Genomic DNA, 19,784 nt, shown 5'->3' with positions numbered 1-19,784 from the left:
TCCATTTCCCTCCATATCAAATTAATCTTCGGCAAGAAAATGAATGATCGAGGTCATGTTTCTCAAGATTTAACTCCGCTATTTTGCCATTTCGTTTGATTTATGTTGGGTGAATGTGCTTAATCGGAGTGCTTGCAACTTTTTATTTGGCCCCTCAGGGGCCAATTTATCTTCGACCGACAGGAGGTCGGTAGCCTCACCACAGGATGAGGGTGACTGCCGGAAAGGGGGTGATCAACTCCCCCGCTTTCGCGCAACGAGAAGAGCGGGCAAGCCCGGCGCAGAACGGGATTGCCATCAATTTATCCGGGAATCGGATAAACAAAATCAAAGAAAAGGGAGAAAAAATGAAAGGATTAACTTTGGCATGCGCCCTGTCGGCGGCTCTGGTCGGTGTCTCATTCGGTGGTCCGGTACAAGCGCAGGAGCGCTTCGTGACCATAGGCACCGGCGGTCAGACCGGCGTCTACTATGTCGCTGGCCAGTCCATCTGCCGCTTCCTCAATCGCGGCGCCGCCGATCACCAGATCAAGTGCAACGCCCCGGCCAGTGGCGGTGGTGTTGCCAACGTCAACGGCATCCGCAGCGGTGAATTCAACTTCGGCATCATGCAATCCGACCACCAGTTCAAGGCGATGAAGGGGCTGCCACCGTTCCAGGCCGAAGGGGCCATGGACGATATGCGCGCCGTCTTCTCCCTGCAGAGCGAGGTGTTCACCATCCTGGCTCGCCGCGATGCCAAGATCGCCAGCTTCGACGACCTGAAAGGCAAGCGCGTCAATATCGGCAACCCGGGCTCCGGCCAGCGTGACACCATGGAAGAGATCATGGCGGTCAAAGGCTGGAAGAAGGGTGACTTCGGTCTGGTCTCCGAGCTGAAGCCGGCCGAACAGGCCTCCGCCCTCGGTGACAACAACATCGATGCCATGAGCTACTTCGTCGGTCACCCGAACGGCGCCATTCAGGAAGCCTCCACCACCACAGATGCAGTACTGGTACCTGTGACCGGCGCCGACATCGACAAGCTGCTGGCCGAGAAGAGCTACTACAGCAAGGCCGAGATCCCGGGCGGCATCTACAAGGGCAGCGACAAGCCGACCCCCTCCATCGGTGGCAAAGCGGTGCTCTCCACCAGCGCCAAAACCGATCCGGAAGTGGTCTATCAGCTGGTCAAGTCGGTGTTCGACAATCTGGATCGCTTCAAGCGCCTGCACCCTGCCTTTGCCGACCTGAAAGAGGCCGACATGATCAAGGTGGGTCTCTCTGCACCGCTGCATGAAGGGGCTGCCCGCTACTACAAAGAGCGCGGCTGGCTCTGATTGAAGGCCCCGGGGCCTTTGTCACTCTCTTCGACACCCGTCTGCCGCCTGATTGCGGGGGCGGGTGTCGCTCTTGTTGTACTCGTTGGCACAAGTTAACCCTATGCAAGATAAACAACTCTCTACCGAGGAACTGATCGCCCAGGATGTGGGCGCTCGCCTGCCGCTGGGCATCATGGGCTGGCTCATCACAGCACTGGCGCTGGCCTGGTCCCTGTTCCAGCTCTGGATCGCCTCGCCACTCCCCTTCATGGTGGGGTTTGGCGTACTCAATGACACCGAAACCCGCTCCATTCACCTCACCTTTGCCCTGTTGCTCGCTTTTCTGGTGTTCCCGGCATTTCGCTCCTCGCCGCGAGATCGGGTACCCCTCGGCGATATCGCCCTCGGCCTGATCGCTGCTGGTGCCGCCTCTTACTTGTTTGTGATGTATGAAGCACTCGCGCTGCGTCCCGGCACCCTCACCACCGCCGATCTGGTGACCGCCTGCATCGGCATTCCGCTGCTGCTGGAAGCGGCGCGCCGCGCCCTGGGGCCGGCACTGGCGGTCATCGCCATCGTCTTTCTGATCTACAGCCTGGCGGGCCCCTGGATGCCGGGACTGCTGGCACATCGCGGGGTAGGCTTTACCGCGCTGGCCAACCACCAGTGGATCACCACCGAAGGGGTGTTCGGCATCGCCCTTGGCGTCTCCACCAGCTTCGTGTTTCTGTTCGTGCTGTTCGGCGCCCTGCTGGAGCGGGCCGGTGCCGGTCACTACTTTATCCAGCTCGCCTTCAGCCTGCTCGGTCACCTGCGCGGCGGCCCGGCCAAGGCGGCAGTGGTCGCCTCCGGCCTGACCGGCCTGATTTCCGGCTCGTCGATTGCCAACGTGGTGACCACCGGCACCTTCACCATCCCGATGATGAAGAAGGTAGGCTTCAGTTCAGAGAAAGCGGGGGCAGTGGAAGTGGCCTCCTCGGTCAACGGCCAGATCATGCCACCTGTGATGGGGGCTGCGGCTTTCCTGATGGTCGAATACGTGGGCATCCCCTATGTGGAGATCATCAAGCACGCCTTCCTGCCTGCCGCCATCTCCTACATAGCGCTGCTCTACATCGTCCATCTGGAGGCGTTGAAACTGGGCATGCAGCCCATCGGCAACCATCAACCCAAGCCCTGGCTGCGTCGCCTGACCGGTTTTGCCTTTGGCGCGGCCCTCATCAGCGGCCTGTCACTGGCGGTCTACTATGGCCTCGGCTGGCTCAAACCTGCTCTGGGTGACTACGCCCTGTCGGGGATCTCGGTACTGCTGGCTGCCACCTATGTGGCCCTGTTGAAGATCGCCGCCAGCAATGAACCGCTGCCTGCCGAAGATCCCGACAAGCCGCTCACCGAGCTGCCCAACACCCGCGCCGTGCTGCTCTCCGGCCTGCACTTCCTGCTGCCGGTGGTGGTACTGGTGTGGTGCCTGATGGTGGAGCGCCTCTCGCCGGGGCTGTCGGCCTTCTGGGGTACCGTGATGCTGGTGATCATCCTGCTGACCCAGCGCCCGCTGCTCAACTGGCTGCGCAAGGACGGCAAGCACGACTACGGCACCGTTGCTGACGGCGTGGTGGATCTGCGGGAAGGGCTGGTCGCCGGTGCCCGCAACATGATCGGTATCGGCATTGCCACTGCCACCGCGGGGATTATCGTGGGTGCGGTCTCCCAGACCGGGGTCGGTCTGGTGCTGGCGGATCTGGTGGAGTTCCTCTCCATGGGTAACCTGCTGCTGATGCTGCTGCTCACCGCCCTGCTGAGCCTGATCCTTGGCATGGGGCTGCCCACCACTGCCAACTACATCGTGGTGTCCAGCCTGCTGGCACCGGTGGTCGTGACGCTGGGGCAGCAAAACGGGCTGATCGTGCCGCTGATCGCGGTGCACCTGTTCGTCTTCTACTTCGGCATCATGGCGGATGTGACGCCGCCGGTGGGGCTGGCCTCCTTCGCGGCAGCCGCTGTCTCCAAGGGCGATCCCATCAAGACCGGGATCACGGCGTTTTACTACAGCCTGCGTACCGCGGCGCTGCCGTTCCTGTTTATCTTCAACACCGATCTGCTGCTGATCGACGTGGACTTCGCCCACGGCGTGCTGATCTTCATCGTGGCGACCATCGCCATGCTGATCTTCGCCGCCGCCACCCAGGGCTGGTTCCTGGTGAAGAGCCGCTGGTACGAGAGCGTACTGCTGCTGCTGGTCGCCTTTACCCTGTTCCGCCCGGGTTTCTGGATGGACATGGTGCACGATCCCTATCGCGAGACCCCGCCTGCCCAGCTGGCCCAGACCATGGGTGAAGTGGAAGCGGAGAGCACCCTGCGGCTGCGGATCCTCGGTGAAGATGCAGTGGGCAAGCCACGCAAGTTCACCCTGCTGGTCGCCGTACCGGATGGGGCGAATGGCGAAGAGCGGCTGGCCAATCTGGGGCTGAGCCTCTATGAACAGGATGGCAAGACGCTGATCGACAACGTCGCCTTTGGCAGCCCGGCCGCCACCATGGGACTGGAGTTCGATCAGGAGATCCTCACCGTCAAGGCGCCGACCGAGCGCTGGACCAAGGAGTGGATGTGGATCCCGGGCTTCCTGCTGTTCGGAGTGATCGTCTGGCTGCAGCGTCGCCGCAGCGTCAAGGCTGGTTAATCCACCGGGCAGATGAGATCGAGGGCCGCTATTGCGGCCCTCTTTTTATTGCCTTGCCCTCTGCGGCTCTTGCGATGAGCGACAGTCATGGAAACAGGTAAACGGTGGCGAGCGGCCAAAAAAGTGGGGTGACATGTCCATGTCACCCCCTCGCAAATAGCATGTTCCATATTGGAGTCCGGCCACGCCGGGTCTCTGTTTCACTTTCCGATAGTTCGCGACCCATCTTAAGTGCGCGCCAATTGCAGCGATGCAACTGACCAGCTACCCGTTACAACCTTCGTCCACACGGCAGACAAGCCGCCGTGTTTGTCCTTGCAACTGAAATATTACGCATAAAAACAAAATAAAAAACGTTTTTATGCTAATTCCATTCACATCAGAGTACAAAAAACAGCCTTATCATCACCGCTAAATTGTTATAAAACAGCAAGATAGATTCATGCATGGTTATTCGCCCGCAAAGGGCATCAGCAATGGCTTACAAGGCTTTGCGAGATCTCGCACAAAAAATGGCCGCCTCACAGCCAACGGCGCAGTGGCAACCAGTCGCTCAGGCGGGCTATCAGTAGCCTTGACCACCCCTCGGGTTTGCGCGGCAATCCACCCGCCTGCTCCTGCCAGCGAGCCAGCCACGTTCGCAGCGCCTCGCAGATCGGTGGGCAATGCAAATGCAGCATCAGTTCGGTATTGAGAAACAGCGAGCGGGGATCGAGGTTGAGGCTGCCAAAAAGCGCTCGATCCTCCCCCAGCAGGATCAGCTTGGCGTGCAGGCTGCCGTGGCCATGGTCAAACTCGGCGACCCGGATCCCGCGCCGCAGCAACCAGCCGAGATAGCGTTGGTAGGCGCCATAGACCAGCGGCACATCGGTGCTGGCCAGCGAGTTGGTGAGAATGTCGATGGCGACCCCCTGCTGGCGCAGCCGCGCCAGACGGTGCCGAAACCCGCGGGTCAGGATGAGGTAAGGGGTCACCAACCCCAGCGAGCCGAGATTGTCAGCCAGCTGGCGCCAGAGCTGACGGGCAGTCGTGGGGCGGGAGATCAGCCCCTTGCCGGGACGGTCGAACCACACCTCGGCCCGCCCCTCATGCCATTGCAGCGGCAAAGCGCGCTCGTCAAACAGCGCCGCGGGCAGATCATAGACCGTCGCCACCGCCGGATCCGTCATGGTGAACAGGAAGTCGTTGACCACCTCTATTTCGGCGGGCAGCAGCTCGCGGCGCAGCAGATGGCGGATGGGATGACTCCAGCGGCTGTGCCAGAACTGCTCGAACCCCTGCGCCATCTGCTGACACAGGCCCCCCTGACAGGCGAGATCGAGATCCACGAAGGGCGCTTGCGGATCCAGACCGAAGTAGCGATCGCCGATGTTGCGCCCGCCGATCAGCGCCAGCTTGCCATCCACCAGCAGCAGCTTGTTGTGCATCCGGTGGTTGATGCGGCGAAAGCTGAGCAGCCCCTCCAGCAGCAGTGCCAGCGGGCGCCAGCCCCGCAGCCAGAAGGGGTTGAACAGCCGTACCTCGATCCCCGGGTAGTGAGCCACCATCTCCAGAAAGCGGTTGTCACCGGCATAGAGATCATCCACCAGCAGTTGCACCTTGACGCCACGCCGGGCGGCGTGGAGCAGCTCGCTCAGCAGCAGCTTGCCACTGCTATCCTCCTCCCAGCTGTAGTACTGCGCCTGGATCCGTTCGCGGGCATGACGGATCCAGTGGCAGCGCACCTTGAGCGCCAGCAGGGGATCGTCGATCAGGGCAAAGGATCCGGGGATCATGGTGTCATCCTGCTGTCATGGCCGGGTGTCATAACGCTGGCGAGCCTCTTCACATATTCAAAAGGAGTTGCTGATGGAACTGCATGATACCCCGATGTTGCGCTATCTGGGCCAGCTCAGCCAGCCAGATCTCATCCCGGCCACCGGCCCTGCTCACTGGTTTTTGCAACACAGGGACGGTGGCTGGCAGTTGCCGACCGTGCAGGCGACCCTGCCGGTCAACCGGCTCAGGGCTGAGCCGCTTCGATAGCGGCAGCCTTGCCCTCGATCTGGGGCAGGCTGAAACGATAGGCTACGTAGTACTTGTAGATGGTGCCGACATAGTTGATCGGCCCCTGTCCGACTTCGTTGGCCACCAGCTGATCCACGTTGCCGAACCAGACGTTGGGATCGAGCCCCAGCTTCTCCGCCTTGCCTCGCAGCGCCTGCACCCGGTTTGGCCCGGCGTTGTAGGCGGCGAGGGCAAACAGGTGGCGGTTGAGCCGATCCAGATTGGGATCATTGAAGTAGGTATCGAGGATCAACCGCATGTAGCGGCAGGCGGCCTCCACATTTCCCTCCAGCGTGGTGAGTCTGGCGCCGTTGATGCCGACTTCCCGCCCCGTACTGGGCAGCAGTTGCATAAGGCCCACGGCCCCCTTGGGCGAACGCGCCTTGGGATTGAGGCCGGACTCCTTGTAGCCGAGCGCCGCCAGCATCAGCCAGTCGAGATCGTATTGATTGGCGTACTTCTCCAGCACCTTGCGAATGGTCGCGAGGCGCCCCATAGGATCCGGCGCCAGGATATTGCTCATCTGATCGCTGCGAACCAGCAATCGGCGCAGAGTCATGTCGCTGTAAAGGCTGTTGCGGCTGACACTCGCCAGATAACGATTGACCGCCTTGAGCAGCTCGGGGCTGTTCTTGCGCAGCGCCCAGGCGCTGATGCCATTGCTGCGCAGGGGGATCAACTTGTGAGCCTTGAGGCCGGAGATCATCCCACCCAGCCAGATCCTCCCCTTGTAGCTGTCGGTCACCGTCAGGGGAATAATGCCAGCGGCCACCATCTCCAGCAGATCGCCATCCTGCAGATATTCGGGCACCGTTTCGATATAGACGGGGGGCAGCCCCAGCTCGCGAAACAGCCAGTTGAGCTGGCGCAGACTCTCGTAGTAGCTGGAGCTGGCGCGCACCCAGACCCGCCTGCCGGAGAGCTGGGTAATGCGGCTGAAGGCGGGCAGGCTCTGCTGGCTCACCACCCACTCCTCGATGGATGAAATGAGCGGCCGAGAGAAGGCCACCTGTTCACGCCGGGTCGGGGTCACCGTCATGGTCGCCGCCACCAGATCGCCACGCCCCTCGGTCAGATAGTCCAGCAGCTTGTCCTGCCGCACCGGGATGTAGACCACCTTGAGTTTGACCTTCTCTTTGGCGAGATAGGTCTTGTTCAGCCAGCGCTCGAACCCTTGCAGCTGATTGACCAGAATGCCGTACTGGGCGCCGCGATCGAGAAAATAGAAGCCGCGCTCATAGACCACCAGCGCCCTGAGTTCGCGCTTTTGCAGAATGCTTTCGAGATCCCCGGGTTGGGGCAGACGCTGTGGCTTGAGTTCAGCCGCCAGCAGGGGAAAACAGCAGAGGGCCAGCAGAGCCCAGATCCAGCGTAGCATCACGATGGCTGCCCCTGTGCTGAGGTCACGTCTGCTGCCTGTTGGCAGCACGGATCACGATAGAGGGTGGGATTGGGGGCAGAGATCCATCGCTGCGTCATGATGTTTGCGCCTTCTGTTGGCCGACTCGCGCCGGGCAAAAACGTCTGTGGGATAGAGTAACTATAGAACGCCGACCCACAGCAGAAGGGTCAACACGGCAGGCAAACCTGCCGCGTTATCAGACAACTCAGATAGAGCGGGCCCGCATTTCGAAAATCAGTTTTTCGGCGGTGCAGGTGAATTGCAGGCGGGCTTTCAGGATCACGCCGTTGGCGCCCTGGGTCAGTTCGCTGCTCACTTGAGCTTCGGCAGTGACCTGTTTGGCCAGTGCTTCATAGGCAGACAGCTTGGCGCGGGCATCCGCCTCGGCAGCGGCTTCAATAACCAGATCCATCACATCGTCGCCTTCGCCGATGATGGTGCCGATCTCGGCAAAACAGCCACAGCTGTCACAGGTTTCGTTCAGTTCAACTTTCTCGTCTACAGACATTTTCTACTCCTACTGCTTATTTCGGATGATTTGCGTCGTCACGCATCGCCTTGCGAAAATCTTTGATGGCGGTACCCAGATCCTCACCTGCACTGGCAAGACGCTTGCTGCCGAAGACCAGCACAACGACCAGCAAGAGGATCAACATATGCCAGATATGAATTCCACCGAGTCCCATAGGGATACTCCCTCACAAAGAGATATCTGTTACTTGTATCAAAATAGAGCGCAGGGATTGTTGGGCAAAATCAAGGCAGGTGCAAGTGAGCAAATAAATCATAGCCAAAAAATAGGGCGACCCTGAGGTCGCCATATTGATTGTGCTACATGTCCCCTCAACCGCTACATCCTGTACCAGTGGTTCATGCGAACCTGAGACCGTTCGAGGATAAGATCGCCAAGATATGAAAACAAATGGTATAAATTCATCTTAGAATTGAAGAGGATTCATATCATGCTGCTGGAACAACTGGGTCGCATCGACCTCAATTTGCTGATTATCCTGCAGGTACTGCTGGAAGAGCGCAACGGCAGCAAGGCGGCACGCCGCCTTCATCTAAGCCAGTCCGCGGTCAGCAAAGCCCTCGGCCGTCTGCGCGATACCTTCAATGATCCCCTCTTCATCCGCTCCGCCTACGGGCTGGAACCCACCGGCCGCGCCCTTGCGCTGCAACAGCAGTTGCAACCCATCCTGCTGTCGCTGGACAACCTGATCCAGCCGCCCGAGTTTGACCCCACCAGCTCGGAGCGGGAGTTCGTTATCGCCAGCATGGACAGCGCCTTTACCCTGTTTGCCCCGCTCTACCTGAGCGAGCTGAAGCGGCAGGCACCAAGGATCCGCTTGCGTTACGAGGAGTGGACCGAGAACAGTCTGACCGAGATGAGCCAGGGACAGGTGGACATCGCCTTCGCGGTGCGAGAGAACTGCATCAGCTCCGATTATCGGCTCGATACCCTGCCCGACAGCATCTGTCAGCGAGTACTGGCGGTCGATGATCTCACCTGTCTGGTGCAGCAGCACCACCCCGCGCTGCGGGAGCCCAACTGGAATCTGGAGCACTACCTCAGCTATCCCCATGTGCAGACTTACTGCGAGGGGCGGGACCGCTGGATGCTGGATCACAAGCTGGCAGAGCAGGATCTCTACCGACGTATCGAGGCAACCGTGCCCTCCTTCGAGGCGGCGCTGCGGATGGGGATGCACTCCGACATGATAGTGACGCTATCCCGGCTCTACGCCCGCCACGCCACCCAGGTCTATCCGCTGTTACAGCTGCCGCTGCCCATCGGGTTGGACAGCATCTCCCATCTGCTCATCTGGCATCAGCGTCACAGCGAGGATCCGGGCCACCGCTGGCTGCGGGAATTGCTGCTCTCCCTCATCATGAGCAAACTGGAACCTGCTGCGACCACTCACGGGTGACCGCCCCCCTTCTCGGCGGCACAAAAAACGGGGCTCTGCGTAGCCCCGTTTCATTCACTTCAAGATGTAAACCGCTCAGCCCTGGCCGGTCACCGCCAGATAGTGATGTACCCCGTCCAGCAGCATCTGGACCGAGATCATCACCAACAGCATACCCATCAACCGCTCCACCGCAGTGAGTCCCCGCTCACCCAGCAGCTTGTTGAATACCTCGTAGAACATCAGGATCACCGCGCTGGCGGCCCAGGCCATAAAGAGCGCCAGCGACCAGTCCACCATCCGGCTGGGCTCCTGATTGGCCAGCAGCATCAAGGAGGCGAGGATCGAGGGACCGGCGATCATCGGGATCGCCATCGGCACCAGGAAGGGCTCCTCGCCCGCCGCCAGCCCGGTCACGCCCCCTTCACTCGGGAAGATCATCTTGATGGCGATCAGGAACAGGATGATACCCCCCGCAATGCTGACCGCCTCCTGCCGCAGGTTGAGGAAGCCGAGGATCTGCTGACCGACGAACAGGAACAGCATCATGATGGCCAGCGAGAAGAGCAGCTCGCGCACCATCACCTTGCGACGTCGCTTGGGATCGATATGACGCAGGATAGAGAGGAAGACCGGCAGGTTGCCCAGCGGGTCCATGATCAAAAACAGCATGACTGCGGCAGAGAAAGTATCCATACAACGCCCGGGCTACACCCTGAATAGGGAAAAGAGAAGGGGCGAAATATAGCAAAGGGCGAAGAATTGAGCGAGCGCCATGATGCGCTCGCAGCGGGATTAACCGTGGTTGCAGATCTTGTCGGCGCGGGTCTGGAAACCCTCAGCCGAGTCGATGAATTTGCCGCGGGCGGCCAGAAAGTCGATCAGCGCTTCCGCATCCATCTCGCTGGCGCTGCAGGTATGAAAACGGGCCTCGGCACCGAACCGCTCGGCCATCGCCAGCTTCAGGCTGGCACGGGTAAATTGCCCTCCTTGCGCCAACATCATCTCCATCACTTCGTGACCATGAACCGATTGCGACATATCTCACCTCAATAATGAACATATTTAATGCCAATTAAATATCTCCACGCCCGGAGGGATCTTGATATAGGCCAATAAATTGCGCATTACCTGGTCAGGGGAGTGGTCACCGCCGCCGCTTTGTCGATAATGTGGCAACCCGCGTCAGGGATCGCTACACTGGCGCCCCTTTTTGGCCATCGCAGACAATGTATAAGGATATTGGCGTCATGCTGTTCCATGGAGAGGCTCTCAAGCCCTGGCAGATCTGGACCCGCCGCCCCCTCTGGCTCAAGACCCTGATCGGCATGCTGACAGGGGTGGGTCTGGGCGTCGGTTTTGAACAGCAAGCCCTGCTGCTCAAGCCCCTTGGCGTCTTGTTCGTCAACACCATCCAGATGCTGATGGTGCCCCTTATCTTCTGCTCGGTCATCGCCGGTCTCACCTCGCTGCTCAAGGGCAAGGCCCTCGATCGCATCGGCAGCAAGGCGATCTGCCTCTACTTCTGCTCGACCGCCATCGCCATCTGCATCGGCCTGATGATGGGCTGGCTGCTGGAACCCGGCATGGGTGCCGACATGGGCCCCTATGAGCGGGTCGGTATGTCGGAACCACCCACCCTGGCCAGCGTGCTGAGCCATCTGGTGCCGAGCAACCCGGTACAGGCGATGGTGGATGGCAAGATCCTGCAAGTAATTGTCTTTGCGGTGGCGCTGGCGGTGGCCCTCAACGCCAGCGGTCGCCGTGGCCGCCCCGCCATCCTCTTCTTCACCTCGCTGGCCGAGGGGATGTTCAAGCTGACCCAGATGGTGATGGCGCTCGCCCCTTACGGTGTCTGCGCCCTGATGGCCTGGATGACCGGCAAGTATGGTCTCGACCTGCTGCTGCCGCTGCTCAAGGTGATCGGCGCCGTCTACCTCGGCTGCCTGCTGCACGTGCTCGGGGTCTATAGCACCCTGCTGCTGCTGCTGGCACGGCTCAATCCACTGCACTACTTCAAGAGCATCGTCGATGCTCAGGCGGTGGCCTTCACCAGCAGCTCCAGCAACTCCACCCTGCCCATCAGTCTGGCCTGCGCCGAGAAGCGGCTGGGAGTCTCCCCCGCCATCACCGCCAAGGTGCTGCCCATCGGCGCCACCATCAACATGGATGGTACCGCCCTCTATCAGGGAGTGACTGCGCTGTTCGTGGCTCAGGCATTCGGGGTAGATCTGCACATGGTCGATTACCTGACCATCATCAGCATCGCTACCCTGGCCAGTATCGGCACCGCTGGCACCCCGGGCACCGGATTGATGCTGCTGACCCTGACCCTGACGGCGGTGGGCTTGCCGCTGGAAGGGGTGGCACTGATTGCAGGCATTGACCGGATCCTCGACATGGCGCGCACCACGGTCAACGTATCGGGGGATATTCTGGTGTCGGTGCTGATCGCCCGCAGCGAAAACGAGCTGGATCTGGCGACCTATCACGATGCCAGCGCAGGGGAAGATATCGAGTTCCCGCCGCGCTAGCGGAAGAGAGATCAGCTGTCGTGGGGATCGTGGTGACAGCGCCAGCAGACGTCGAAGTTGGCGCCGTTCTCCTCCCCGCACTGGCCGCACAGCCAGCCGTTACCCTGACGCTGCTGGTAACGCTCGATGACTCTTCCTGCCTTGCTGCGATCCTCGGCCCGCACCATCAGGGTCACCTGCAACATGTCGACCGGCAGTTCGCCAAGGGCGCCCGACAGCCCCTCGCCATTGAGGCGCACCAGCACCCCTTCCGCCTCCAGCGCCCCTTTCAACGCGTGCGCCTCCAGGGTGTGTGAGGCGCGATAGAGATTGATCCAGTTATCCATAGCTCCCCCTTACAACAACTTGTCGATACCAAACTCGGCGCCGTTCTCAATCATGAAATCGATGAATGCCCGCAACTTGCGTGGCATCAGTTGCCGCTCCGGAAACAGCAAATAAATCGGCACCCTGGGTTGCTGCCACTCTGGCAGCAGGATCACCAGCTCGCCGCTGGCCAGCTCATCCTGACAGAGCATAGCGGGTAACGAGGCCAACCCCAGCCCCGCCTTCGCCGCCTCCCGGGCACAGGTAATATTATTGACCCGAAAACGGGATGGGGGGTCAACCAGCACCTCTCTGCCATCCAGCTCGAAACACCAGTGAGAGGCGAGAAACCCGCTGCTCACCGTCACCCGCTCGTGATTGACCAGATCCTCCGGCCGCGCGATGGCCGGACTGCGCGCCAGATAGTCCGGGCTGGCACAGAGCAGCCGTCCGGTGCTCCAGAGCCGGCGCGCCGCCAGATTGGAGTCGCTCATGTCACCAATTCGCACCACCGCATCCAGCCCTTCGCTGATGGGGTCCACCACCCGATTGGTCAGCTCCAGCTCCACCTGCAGGGCAGGATAGGCCTGCAAAAACTTGGCGACCAGCCGCCCGACCACCAGTTGCCCCGTTTCGATGGGCACCGCCAGTTTGAGGATGCCGGTCACCTCCTGCTGGCTGGCGCTCAGCATCAGCTCGGCTTCGGTCAGGGCATCGACCGCCTTGCTGCAGTGCAGGTAGTACTTCTCCCCCTCCTCGGTCAAAGTGAGCTGACGGGTGGAGCGATAGAGCAGCCGCACTCCGAGCCGCTGTTCAAGCTCGGCGATGCGGCGGCTGACCATCGCCTTGGTCATCCCCAGCTCGCGGGCAGCCCCCGTAAACGAGCCCTTGTCGACAATTCGTACCAGAATTAACGCGGCATTGAGATCCATTGTTGCACCAGTGAAACTGTATATCTCGTGAACCAATACTAATCGAAACAGTTGACCAGTGTTAGCCTGCGCCCCTTAAGTTCAGGAATCACAAAAATGAGTCAACACAAAAAAATTCCCCTGCTGGCAGCCATGATATTGGCGCTGCTCGGTCTGCTGTTCGCCGGTTACTGGTATCTTCACGGCCGCTATTTTGAAAGCACCGACAACGCCTACCTGCAGAGTGAAGTGACCGGAATCAGCTCCAAGCTGCCCGGCTATATCCGCGAAGTGCTGGTCACCGACAACCAGCCGGTCAAAGCGGGCCAGCTGATCGCCCGTCTCGATGATCGCGAATACAAAACCAGGGTCGCGGAGGCCGAAGCCGACCTGCGCCTCAATCAGGCGACGGCCGAAAATCTGGCCGCCACTCGCACCCAACAACTGAGCCTGATCCAGCAAGCCGAGGCAAAGGTCGCCTCCGCCAATGCCGAACAGCTGCGTGCCAGCCAGCAGGTCAACCGGATCAGTCAGCTCAACCAGCGCCACTACAGCTCGCAAGACAGTCTGGACGAGGTGCGTGCCGGCCTGCAGGTCAATCAGGCGCAAGCCCGGGAGGCCCAAGCCGCCCTGCAGGCGGCCCGTGAGCGACTGCTGGTACTGGATGCCGAGCGCAAACAGAATCTGGCCAAGCTGGCATTGAGCGAAGCACAGCTGGAGCAGGCCAAGCTGGAGCTCGGCTACACCGAACTGCGAGCACCGGCCGATGGCATCATCGGCAAGCGCAGCCTGCGGGAAGGGCTCTACGTCCAGTCCGGCATGCAGGTCGCCAGCCTGGTGCCACTGCAGCAGGTATGGGTCGAGGCCAACTTCAAGGAGACCCAGCTCGCCCATATGCAGCCGGGCCAGAAGGTCGAAGTGGTACTCGATGCCTACCCGGATCAACCGGTCGAGGGGATCATCGACAGCCTGGCCCCGGCGACCGGCGCCAAGTTCGCCCTGCTGCCACCGGAGAATGCCACCGGCAACTTCACCAAAATCGTGCAGCGGGTACCGGTGAAGATCCGCATTCCCGAGCCAGGCCCGCTGGCAGGCAAGCTGCTGCCGGGTCTCTCCACCGAAGTGATCGTGGATACCCGCACTCCTGATCCCGTGGTTGCTGCCAACTGATGGAACCCATTCCACGTCGCAACTGGATCGCGGTCATGGGGGGCCTTATCGGCGCCTTCATGGCCATCCTCGATATCCAGATCACCAATGCCTCCCTGAAGGATATTCAGGGAGCCCTGTCAGCCACCCTGAGTGAAAGCTCCTGGATCTCCACCTCCTATCTGGTGGCGGAGATGATCGCCATCCCCCTGAGCGGCTGGTTGAGCCGGGGGCTGAGCGTGCGCCGCTACCTGCTCTGGACCACCGGCGCCTTTATCGTCGCCTCCGTGCTCTGCTCGTTCAGCTGGAACCTCACCAGCATGATCGTCTTCCGGGCGCTACAGGGCTTCACCGGCGGGGCGCTGATCCCGATGGCCTTCTCCCTCATCGTCACCCTGTTGCCGCTACAGAAGCGGGCCACCGGCATGGCGCTGTTTGGCCTCTGTGCCACCTTCGCCCCCGCCATCGGCCCAACCCTCGGCGGCTGGCTCACCGAGCAGATGTCGTGGCACTACATCTTCTATCTCAACGTGCCGCCGGGACTGCTGGTGATGGCCATGCTGGCCCACGGACTGGACAAAAAGCCGGTGGACTGGGCCGTTATCAAGCGGGTGGATCTCATCGGCATCGTCACCATGGCACTCGGCCTTGGCTTGCTGGAGGTGGTGCTGGAGGAAGGCAACCGGGAGGATTGGTTCGGTTCAAGCTTCATCGTGCGACTGGCAGTCATCTCGGCGGTAGCGCTGGTTTTCTTCGTCATCAGCCAGCTGATCCGCCGTCACCCGCTGGTCAATCTGCGGCTGCTGCACAACCCGCGCTTCGCGCTGGCCTGCTTCGCCTATCTGATCCTCGGCATGGCGCTGATGGGCTCCATCTATGTGCTGCCGCTCTACATGACCCAGATCCACAACTACAATGCGCTGGAGATCGGCGAAGTCCTGATGTGGATGGGTCTGCCGCAACTGCTGGTGCTACCGCTGGTGCCCAAACTGACCCACAAGATAGATCCGCGCTATCTGGTGAGCTTCGGCTTCCTGATCTTCGCCGTCAGCTGCTTTATGAACGTCAACATGAGTGCCGACTACGCCGGGCCGCAGCTGATCCATTCGCTCATCGTGCGAGCGCTGGGACAGCCCTTCATCATGGTGCCGCTCTCCCTGGTCGCCACCGCCAGCCTGAGCCACGACGAGATCCCCTCCTCCTCGACCCTGCTCAACGTGCTGCGCAACCTGGGTGGTGCGTTCGGTATCGCCATTATCGCGACCATGCTCGATAACGATACCCGCACCCATGTGTTGCAAATTGGCAGCACTCTGGCCGCCAGCAGTATCGAGGGGCAAAACTATCTGCTGCAACTGGCCCAGAGCATGATGGCGCAGGGTTCAGGCCCCGAGATTGCCCAGCAGCAAGCACGGGCCATGCTGGCCAATACCATCAACCGGGAGGCGGCCATCATGGCCTACAACCAGGTGTTCTACATCATGGGGATCTTCCTGCTGATCGCCAGCGCACTGATGCTGTTGCTCAAATCCCCCGCCCCACGGGCTGCGGATGCCGAACCGCTAGAGGCGTGAAAAACGCCGGGCATAAAACGAAAAACGGGCCAATGCCCGTTTTTCGTTATCTGTTACCTGCACTCAACCAGAAGACGTTATCCCGCCAGCGACCCTGCAATCAGGAATTGCGCCGCGAAGTAGCTGCTCATCACCCAGGCGCGGGCGTGGGGAAAGGGGCGGCGGAAGCGATCGAGCGCCAGCATGCTGTCGGAGAAGAGAAACATCAGCGCCCCCACCAGAGCGGCGGCAGAACCGGCAGTGAGAGAGGCATGCCAGGCACCGGCGGCCACCCAAGCCATACCGATGATCACCAGCATGTAGCAGAAGACCGGGATCCGCATCTCCCCGAGCTTGCCCCACAGCAGGCCAAAGACCATACCGGCGATCAGCAACAGCAGCAAACCATCCACCAGATTGAGCAGCAATGGTCCTTGGGCAAAACCGACGATATAGCAGAGATGCGCGACAAGAAATGCCGCCAACCCCTGAATGAAGCGATCGCTTGGCAACATCAGCAGCACATCGCCCGCCAGCGAGAGACAAAGGCCGAGCAGGATCCAGGCGTGTGAACCGTCGTGGTCATAACTCTGGTAGCCGAACGCCAACGCGATGATAAGCAACATGGTCAGTGGCTTGCTGATATAGAACTGGCGGCTGTCTGAACCGTAGGCAGCACGGATGTGCCACCAACCTGAAGCGATGATCAAGAAACTCAATAACATGCCCTGCTCCTCACCTGTTGCTCGCAGTCATACGGCAACCGTTTTTATCATGGTGCAGGGTAACAAATTCCCTCCCCCAGTGGCAGGGGTGCTTATCAAATGGGCAGGCTAAGCCTAAAGTCTAATTGCCGCACCGAGTAGTTCAGGGCATAAGTGACGGGTCTGGAGGATCACCATGGAAGAAGCTATGAAGAACTATCTGCCCGCCATCGATATCATGATGTGCCATCTGGGGATCAGCTTTGAGCAGGCCTGCGAACAGCTGGGTCTCAGCCAGCAGGAGCAACAGGCACTGGATCAGTTGCAGCAACAGCAGAGCCAAGCCAACTAAGCCCTCCCGTTATTGGATATCATGATGCGCCATACGGGGATCAGCTTTGAGCAGGCCTGTGAACAACTGGGTCTTAGCCAGCAGGAGCAACAGGCACTGAATCAGTTGCAGCAACAGCAGAGCCAAGCCAACTAGCTTGAGTTGAATCATAAAAGAGAAGACCGCCAGCAGGCGGTCTTCTCTTTTAGTCTCTGTGATAACCGGACAGCATCATGCAATACCAGCCAGCAAACGACTCCAGTTGCGTTTACCAGCGATGAAGCCGTCCCGCAGGGCACGGTACTCCAGTTGCAGCTTGAGACGGTCATAGCGGGCCAGCGCCTTGCGCTTGCGCAGCTCCAGCAACCGCTTGCGACTGGCGTAGTAGTGTTGCAACTGCTGGCTCAGCTTGTCGTACTCCTCCTGCAGCAGCGCCTGCCACAGTTCGCGATCCTCCTGCTTGCGCAACTTGGCTTGTGCCCGCTTCAGCTGCATCTGCAGCCGGGCTTGTTCGATACGCTCCTCCGGCGAGGATCTGAGGTCCCCCGCTAGACCGCACCAGGAGGCGAGCCGGATCAACCACTTGGTCGGATCGAACTGCCACCAGTGAATGCCGTTGCGGTAGTCATTCTCGAACAGGTGGTGAAAGTTGTGATACCCCTCGCCAAAGGTGAAAAAGGCCAGGATGCCGTTATCTCGAGCGGTATTGCGGTCGGTATAGGGCTGACTGCCCCAGATATGGGCCAGCGAGTTGATGAAGAAGGTGGTGTGGTGAGTCATCACCATCCGCAGTACGCCCGCCAACAGCAACATGCCGAGCATATCCCCGTGCCACAGGCCAAGCAGCAGCGGCAGGCCCAGATTGGTCGCTAGCACCAGCGCCAGATAGTGGCGATGCTGAAACATGACCACAGGGTTGTTCTGCAGATCACGCACATTGCTGTAATCGCCATAGCGATCTCCCTGATACTCCCGCAACATCCAACCGATGTGCGAATACCAGAAACCGCGCCCCGCACTGTAGGGGTCTTTATCGTTGTCATCCACATGACGATGGTGACGGCGGTGATCGGCCGACCAGTGCAGGGCCGAATTCTGCAGCGCCAACGCACCGCCGATGGCAAATAACCACTGCAAAGCGGGGTGCGCCTTGTAGGCCTTGTGCGACCAGAGCCGGTGATAGCCTGTGGTGATGGAGAGACCACTCAGGCAGAACAACAACAGGAAACTGGCCCACTGCCAGAGATCGTAACCGTGGCTCATGCCATACCAGGGTACGACAATCAACGCCACTATCCCGGAGAGGGAGAACAGCAGGGTATTGGTCAAAATAATCGGGGGTCTGGCCATCTCATTGCATCCTTTCAGCGAACAGCTGTTCACCATTTTCCATGGCGATTTCCTCACGGTCAATGGTAAAAAAGTAGGATACAAACCTGATCCTGAGGCGCCTTCGGGTTATCATTTGGCCTCGATAAGCTGAAGGTGACTGATTCTGTGGGTATTCGCGCTCAACAAAAAGAAAAAACCCGGCGTACATTGATCGATGCTGCATTCAGCCAACTGTGTGCCAACCGGAGTTTCTCCAATCTCAGCCTGCGGGAAGTCGCTCGTGAAGCGGGTATCGCCCCCACCTCTTTCTATCGCCACTTTCGCGATATGGAGGAGCTGGGCCTGACCCTGGTTGACGAAGGGGGTCTTACCCTGCGCCAACTGATGCGCCAGGCACGCCAGCGCATTGCCGGTGGCGGCAGTGTCATCAGCACCTCGGTGCAGACCTTTATGGAGTTCGTAGAGAACAACCCCAATATCTTTCGGCTGCTGCTGCGGGAACGCTCCGGCACCTCGGCCGCCTTTCGTCAGGCGGTGGCGCGCGAGATCCAGCACTTCATCGCCGAGCTGACCGATTATCTGGAAGCCACCACCGAAGCGCCACGGGAAGATGCCTACATCCAGGCTGAAGCCATGGTCACCATCGTATTCAGTGCCGGTGCCGATGCACTCGACATGACCAGCGAAGAGTGCCGGGCACTCTCCGACCGAACAATTCGCCAACTGCGGATGATCGCCATGGGCGCCGAGGTACAGAACCAGAAGCGCCGTGAACCTCACCCATGACCCCAGGATGGAGAACGATATGACTGAACAGCTTATGATCCCGAAAAAACCGCTCGCCATGGCTATGCTGATTGGTATCTGTGGCGATGCCTCTCTGGCCGTGCTGACCAACTCGGTCGTGCCTTTCTCCTTCTTTCCGCTGATTGCCCTCTGGCTGGCGGCCTATCAGCTGTTCCAGCACTATCGCCATGAACCCATGGTGGGCAACACCCCCATCTGCACCCTGCTTTGCTTCTTTATCGGTGTCTTCGGCCACTCCGCACTGCTCAAGGTGCAATACCCGGAGCTTGGCAGCAACTTCTTCTCCCTGATCATGATGCTGCTGCTACTGGCTGCCCTCTCCATCAAGCTCGGCCTGAGCATTGGCAACAAAGAGAAGCCCTGATAAATCGACCGAGTGATGGTAATCAGCTGATAGATAAAGCAAAGAGGCCTTCCCGACGGGAAGGCCTCTTTGTTTGAGCGGTACCTGATTAATCCGGCAATCTCGGTATTCCCAACCTAGCCCAGCTGCTGTGCTTCAAGATCGATGTGCAGATGGAAGAGGGGCGGTCAATATGGAACTGCCCTGTAGTTGGGAAGCGGCACAAGCCTGATTTAGCAGCCTCTAGACTCATTCTAATGGCTGTAAATGAAACTGATGAGGCTCAGATATTGCCAGAAAATGGTGGAAATAACCGGCTATCTGGCACTCTTACTTGGCAGAGAAAAGCCAGATATTGGTGGTTTAAGGCGCTAAAAATACAAAAGCCCGGTCGTCAGACTGGGCTTGTGTTGGCTCTGGTGTGCAAATCTGTGGCTCTTATGAGCAAACCGCCCATAGCAAAAAGGCCTTCCCAATC

General features: G+C 59.7%; 21 protein-coding genes. 11 read left to right on the top strand and 10 right to left on the bottom strand.

Going from position 1 to position 19,784, the window contains the following annotated elements; all coding sequences use genetic code 11:
- Positions 1-347: 347 nt before the first annotated feature.
- Positions 348-1,319, top strand: a complete 972-nt coding sequence (locus A9G06_RS10345) for a TAXI family TRAP transporter solute-binding subunit (protein WP_005339950.1) — start codon at positions 348-350, stop codon at positions 1,317-1,319.
- A 103-nt stretch (positions 1,320-1,422) separates the two neighbouring features.
- Entirely contained in the window at positions 1,423-3,978 is a 2,556-nt protein-coding gene (locus A9G06_RS10340) for a TRAP transporter permease (RefSeq protein ID WP_069555175.1), read from the top strand.
- A 521-nt stretch (positions 3,979-4,499) separates the two neighbouring features.
- Here A9G06_RS10340 and A9G06_RS10335 read toward each other — a convergent pair.
- Entirely contained in the window at positions 4,500-5,753 is a 1,254-nt protein-coding gene (locus A9G06_RS10335) for a phosphatidylserine/phosphatidylglycerophosphate/cardiolipin synthase family protein (protein ID WP_069555174.1), read from the bottom strand.
- A 73-nt stretch (positions 5,754-5,826) separates the two neighbouring features.
- On the opposite strand from A9G06_RS10335, the gene A9G06_RS22270 reads away from it, so the two are divergent.
- Positions 5,827-6,003 carry a hypothetical protein gene (locus A9G06_RS22270; protein WP_005339947.1) on the top strand — a complete coding sequence of 59 codons (177 nt, stop codon included), beginning with the start codon at positions 5,827-5,829 and terminating at the stop codon, positions 6,001-6,003.
- Here the strand turns inward: A9G06_RS22270 and A9G06_RS10330 are convergent.
- The 3 genes from A9G06_RS10330 to tatA form a co-directional block, all read right to left on the bottom strand.
- Positions 5,981-7,402 carry a lytic transglycosylase F gene (locus tag A9G06_RS10330; RefSeq protein ID WP_069555173.1) on the bottom strand — a complete coding sequence of 474 codons (1,422 nt, stop codon included), beginning with the start codon at positions 7,400-7,402 and terminating at the stop codon, positions 5,981-5,983. The two genes, A9G06_RS22270 and A9G06_RS10330, sit on opposite strands and share 23 nt — an antisense overlap.
- Before the next feature lie 229 nt (positions 7,403-7,631).
- On the bottom strand, positions 7,632-7,934 hold the full coding sequence (locus A9G06_RS10325; protein WP_069555172.1) for a YfcZ/YiiS family protein: 303 nt from the start codon (positions 7,932-7,934) through the stop codon (positions 7,632-7,634).
- A 16-nt stretch (positions 7,935-7,950) separates the two neighbouring features.
- Positions 7,951-8,112, bottom strand: a complete 162-nt coding sequence (tatA, locus tag A9G06_RS10320) for a twin-arginine translocase TatA/TatE family subunit (RefSeq protein WP_005339944.1) — start codon at positions 8,110-8,112, stop codon at positions 7,951-7,953.
- Between the two features lie 276 nt (positions 8,113-8,388).
- Here tatA and A9G06_RS10315 point away from each other — a divergent pair, with 276 nt between their 5' ends.
- Positions 8,389-9,357 carry a LysR family transcriptional regulator gene (locus A9G06_RS10315; RefSeq protein WP_069555171.1) on the top strand — a complete coding sequence of 323 codons (969 nt, stop codon included), beginning with the start codon at positions 8,389-8,391 and terminating at the stop codon, positions 9,355-9,357.
- Between the two features lie 75 nt (positions 9,358-9,432).
- Here A9G06_RS10315 and A9G06_RS10310 read toward each other — a convergent pair whose 3' ends face one another.
- Complete coding sequence (locus A9G06_RS10310; protein WP_040069536.1) at positions 9,433-10,032, bottom strand: YhgN family NAAT transporter; 600 nt, start codon at positions 10,030-10,032, stop codon at positions 9,433-9,435.
- Between the two features lie 99 nt (positions 10,033-10,131).
- Entirely contained in the window at positions 10,132-10,377 is a 246-nt protein-coding gene (locus A9G06_RS10305; RefSeq protein ID WP_069555170.1) for a YecH family metal-binding protein, read from the bottom strand.
- Positions 10,378-10,586: 209 nt separating this feature from the next.
- On the opposite strand from A9G06_RS10305, the gene A9G06_RS10300 reads away from it, so the two are divergent.
- Complete coding sequence (locus A9G06_RS10300) at positions 10,587-11,870, top strand: dicarboxylate/amino acid:cation symporter (protein ID WP_069555169.1); 1,284 nt, start codon at positions 10,587-10,589, stop codon at positions 11,868-11,870.
- A gap of 11 nt (positions 11,871-11,881) precedes the next feature.
- Here A9G06_RS10300 and A9G06_RS10295 read toward each other — a convergent pair whose 3' ends face one another.
- Positions 11,882-12,196 (bottom strand): DUF2007 domain-containing protein, encoded by a 315-nt coding sequence (locus A9G06_RS10295; RefSeq protein WP_005339933.1) that lies wholly within the window; start codon positions 12,194-12,196, stop codon positions 11,882-11,884.
- A 9-nt stretch (positions 12,197-12,205) separates the two neighbouring features.
- A complete protein-coding gene (locus A9G06_RS10290) occupies positions 12,206-13,108 on the bottom strand; it encodes a LysR family transcriptional regulator (protein ID WP_069555168.1) in 903 nt (300 codons plus the stop codon).
- A gap of 96 nt (positions 13,109-13,204) precedes the next feature.
- On the opposite strand from A9G06_RS10290, the gene A9G06_RS10285 reads away from it, so the two are divergent.
- Entirely contained in the window at positions 13,205-14,257 is a 1,053-nt protein-coding gene (locus A9G06_RS10285) for an HlyD family secretion protein (protein ID WP_005348510.1), read from the top strand.
- Positions 14,257-15,810, top strand: coding sequence for a DHA2 family efflux MFS transporter permease subunit (locus tag A9G06_RS10280; protein WP_069555167.1), 1,554 nt, complete (start codon positions 14,257-14,259; stop codon positions 15,808-15,810). The genes A9G06_RS10285 and A9G06_RS10280 overlap by 1 nt, the downstream gene beginning before the upstream one ends.
- 77 nt (positions 15,811-15,887) lie before the next feature.
- Here the strand turns inward: A9G06_RS10280 and A9G06_RS10275 are convergent, their stop codons facing one another.
- Positions 15,888-16,514, bottom strand: a complete 627-nt coding sequence (locus A9G06_RS10275) for a lysoplasmalogenase (protein WP_005348507.1) — start codon at positions 16,512-16,514, stop codon at positions 15,888-15,890.
- A 175-nt stretch (positions 16,515-16,689) separates the two neighbouring features.
- Between A9G06_RS10275 and A9G06_RS21935 the strand changes: the two genes are divergently transcribed.
- Positions 16,690-16,845 (top strand): hypothetical protein, encoded by a 156-nt coding sequence (locus tag A9G06_RS21935; RefSeq protein WP_005348505.1) that lies wholly within the window; start codon positions 16,690-16,692, stop codon positions 16,843-16,845.
- Positions 16,846-17,055: 210 nt separating this feature from the next.
- Here the strand turns inward: A9G06_RS21935 and A9G06_RS10270 are convergent, their stop codons facing one another.
- Positions 17,056-18,174, bottom strand: a complete 1,119-nt coding sequence (locus tag A9G06_RS10270; protein ID WP_069555166.1) for a fatty acid desaturase — start codon at positions 18,172-18,174, stop codon at positions 17,056-17,058.
- A gap of 147 nt (positions 18,175-18,321) precedes the next feature.
- Between A9G06_RS10270 and fabR the strand changes: the two genes are divergently transcribed.
- From fabR to A9G06_RS22370, 3 genes are all read left to right on the top strand, one after another.
- Positions 18,322-18,942, top strand: a complete 621-nt coding sequence (gene fabR, locus A9G06_RS10265) for an HTH-type transcriptional repressor FabR (RefSeq protein ID WP_005339921.1) — start codon at positions 18,322-18,324, stop codon at positions 18,940-18,942.
- 19 nt (positions 18,943-18,961) lie between these two features.
- The gene (locus A9G06_RS10260; protein WP_005339919.1) at positions 18,962-19,327 is read left to right on the top strand and encodes a YijD family membrane protein; all 366 of its coding nucleotides are present in this window, start codon (positions 18,962-18,964) and stop codon (positions 19,325-19,327) included.
- A gap of 236 nt (positions 19,328-19,563) precedes the next feature.
- Positions 19,564-19,784: hypothetical protein (locus tag A9G06_RS22370; RefSeq protein ID WP_216093217.1), on the top strand; the 221-nt coding region annotated here is incomplete at its 3' end.

The sequence above is a fragment of the Aeromonas sp. DNP9 genome (genome assembly GCF_001728955.1).
Lineage (GTDB): Bacteria > Pseudomonadota > Gammaproteobacteria > Enterobacterales > Aeromonadaceae > Aeromonas > Aeromonas veronii.
The sequence above is the reverse complement of the archived record's forward strand: the minus strand, read 5'-3'. Positions and strand labels throughout refer to the sequence as shown.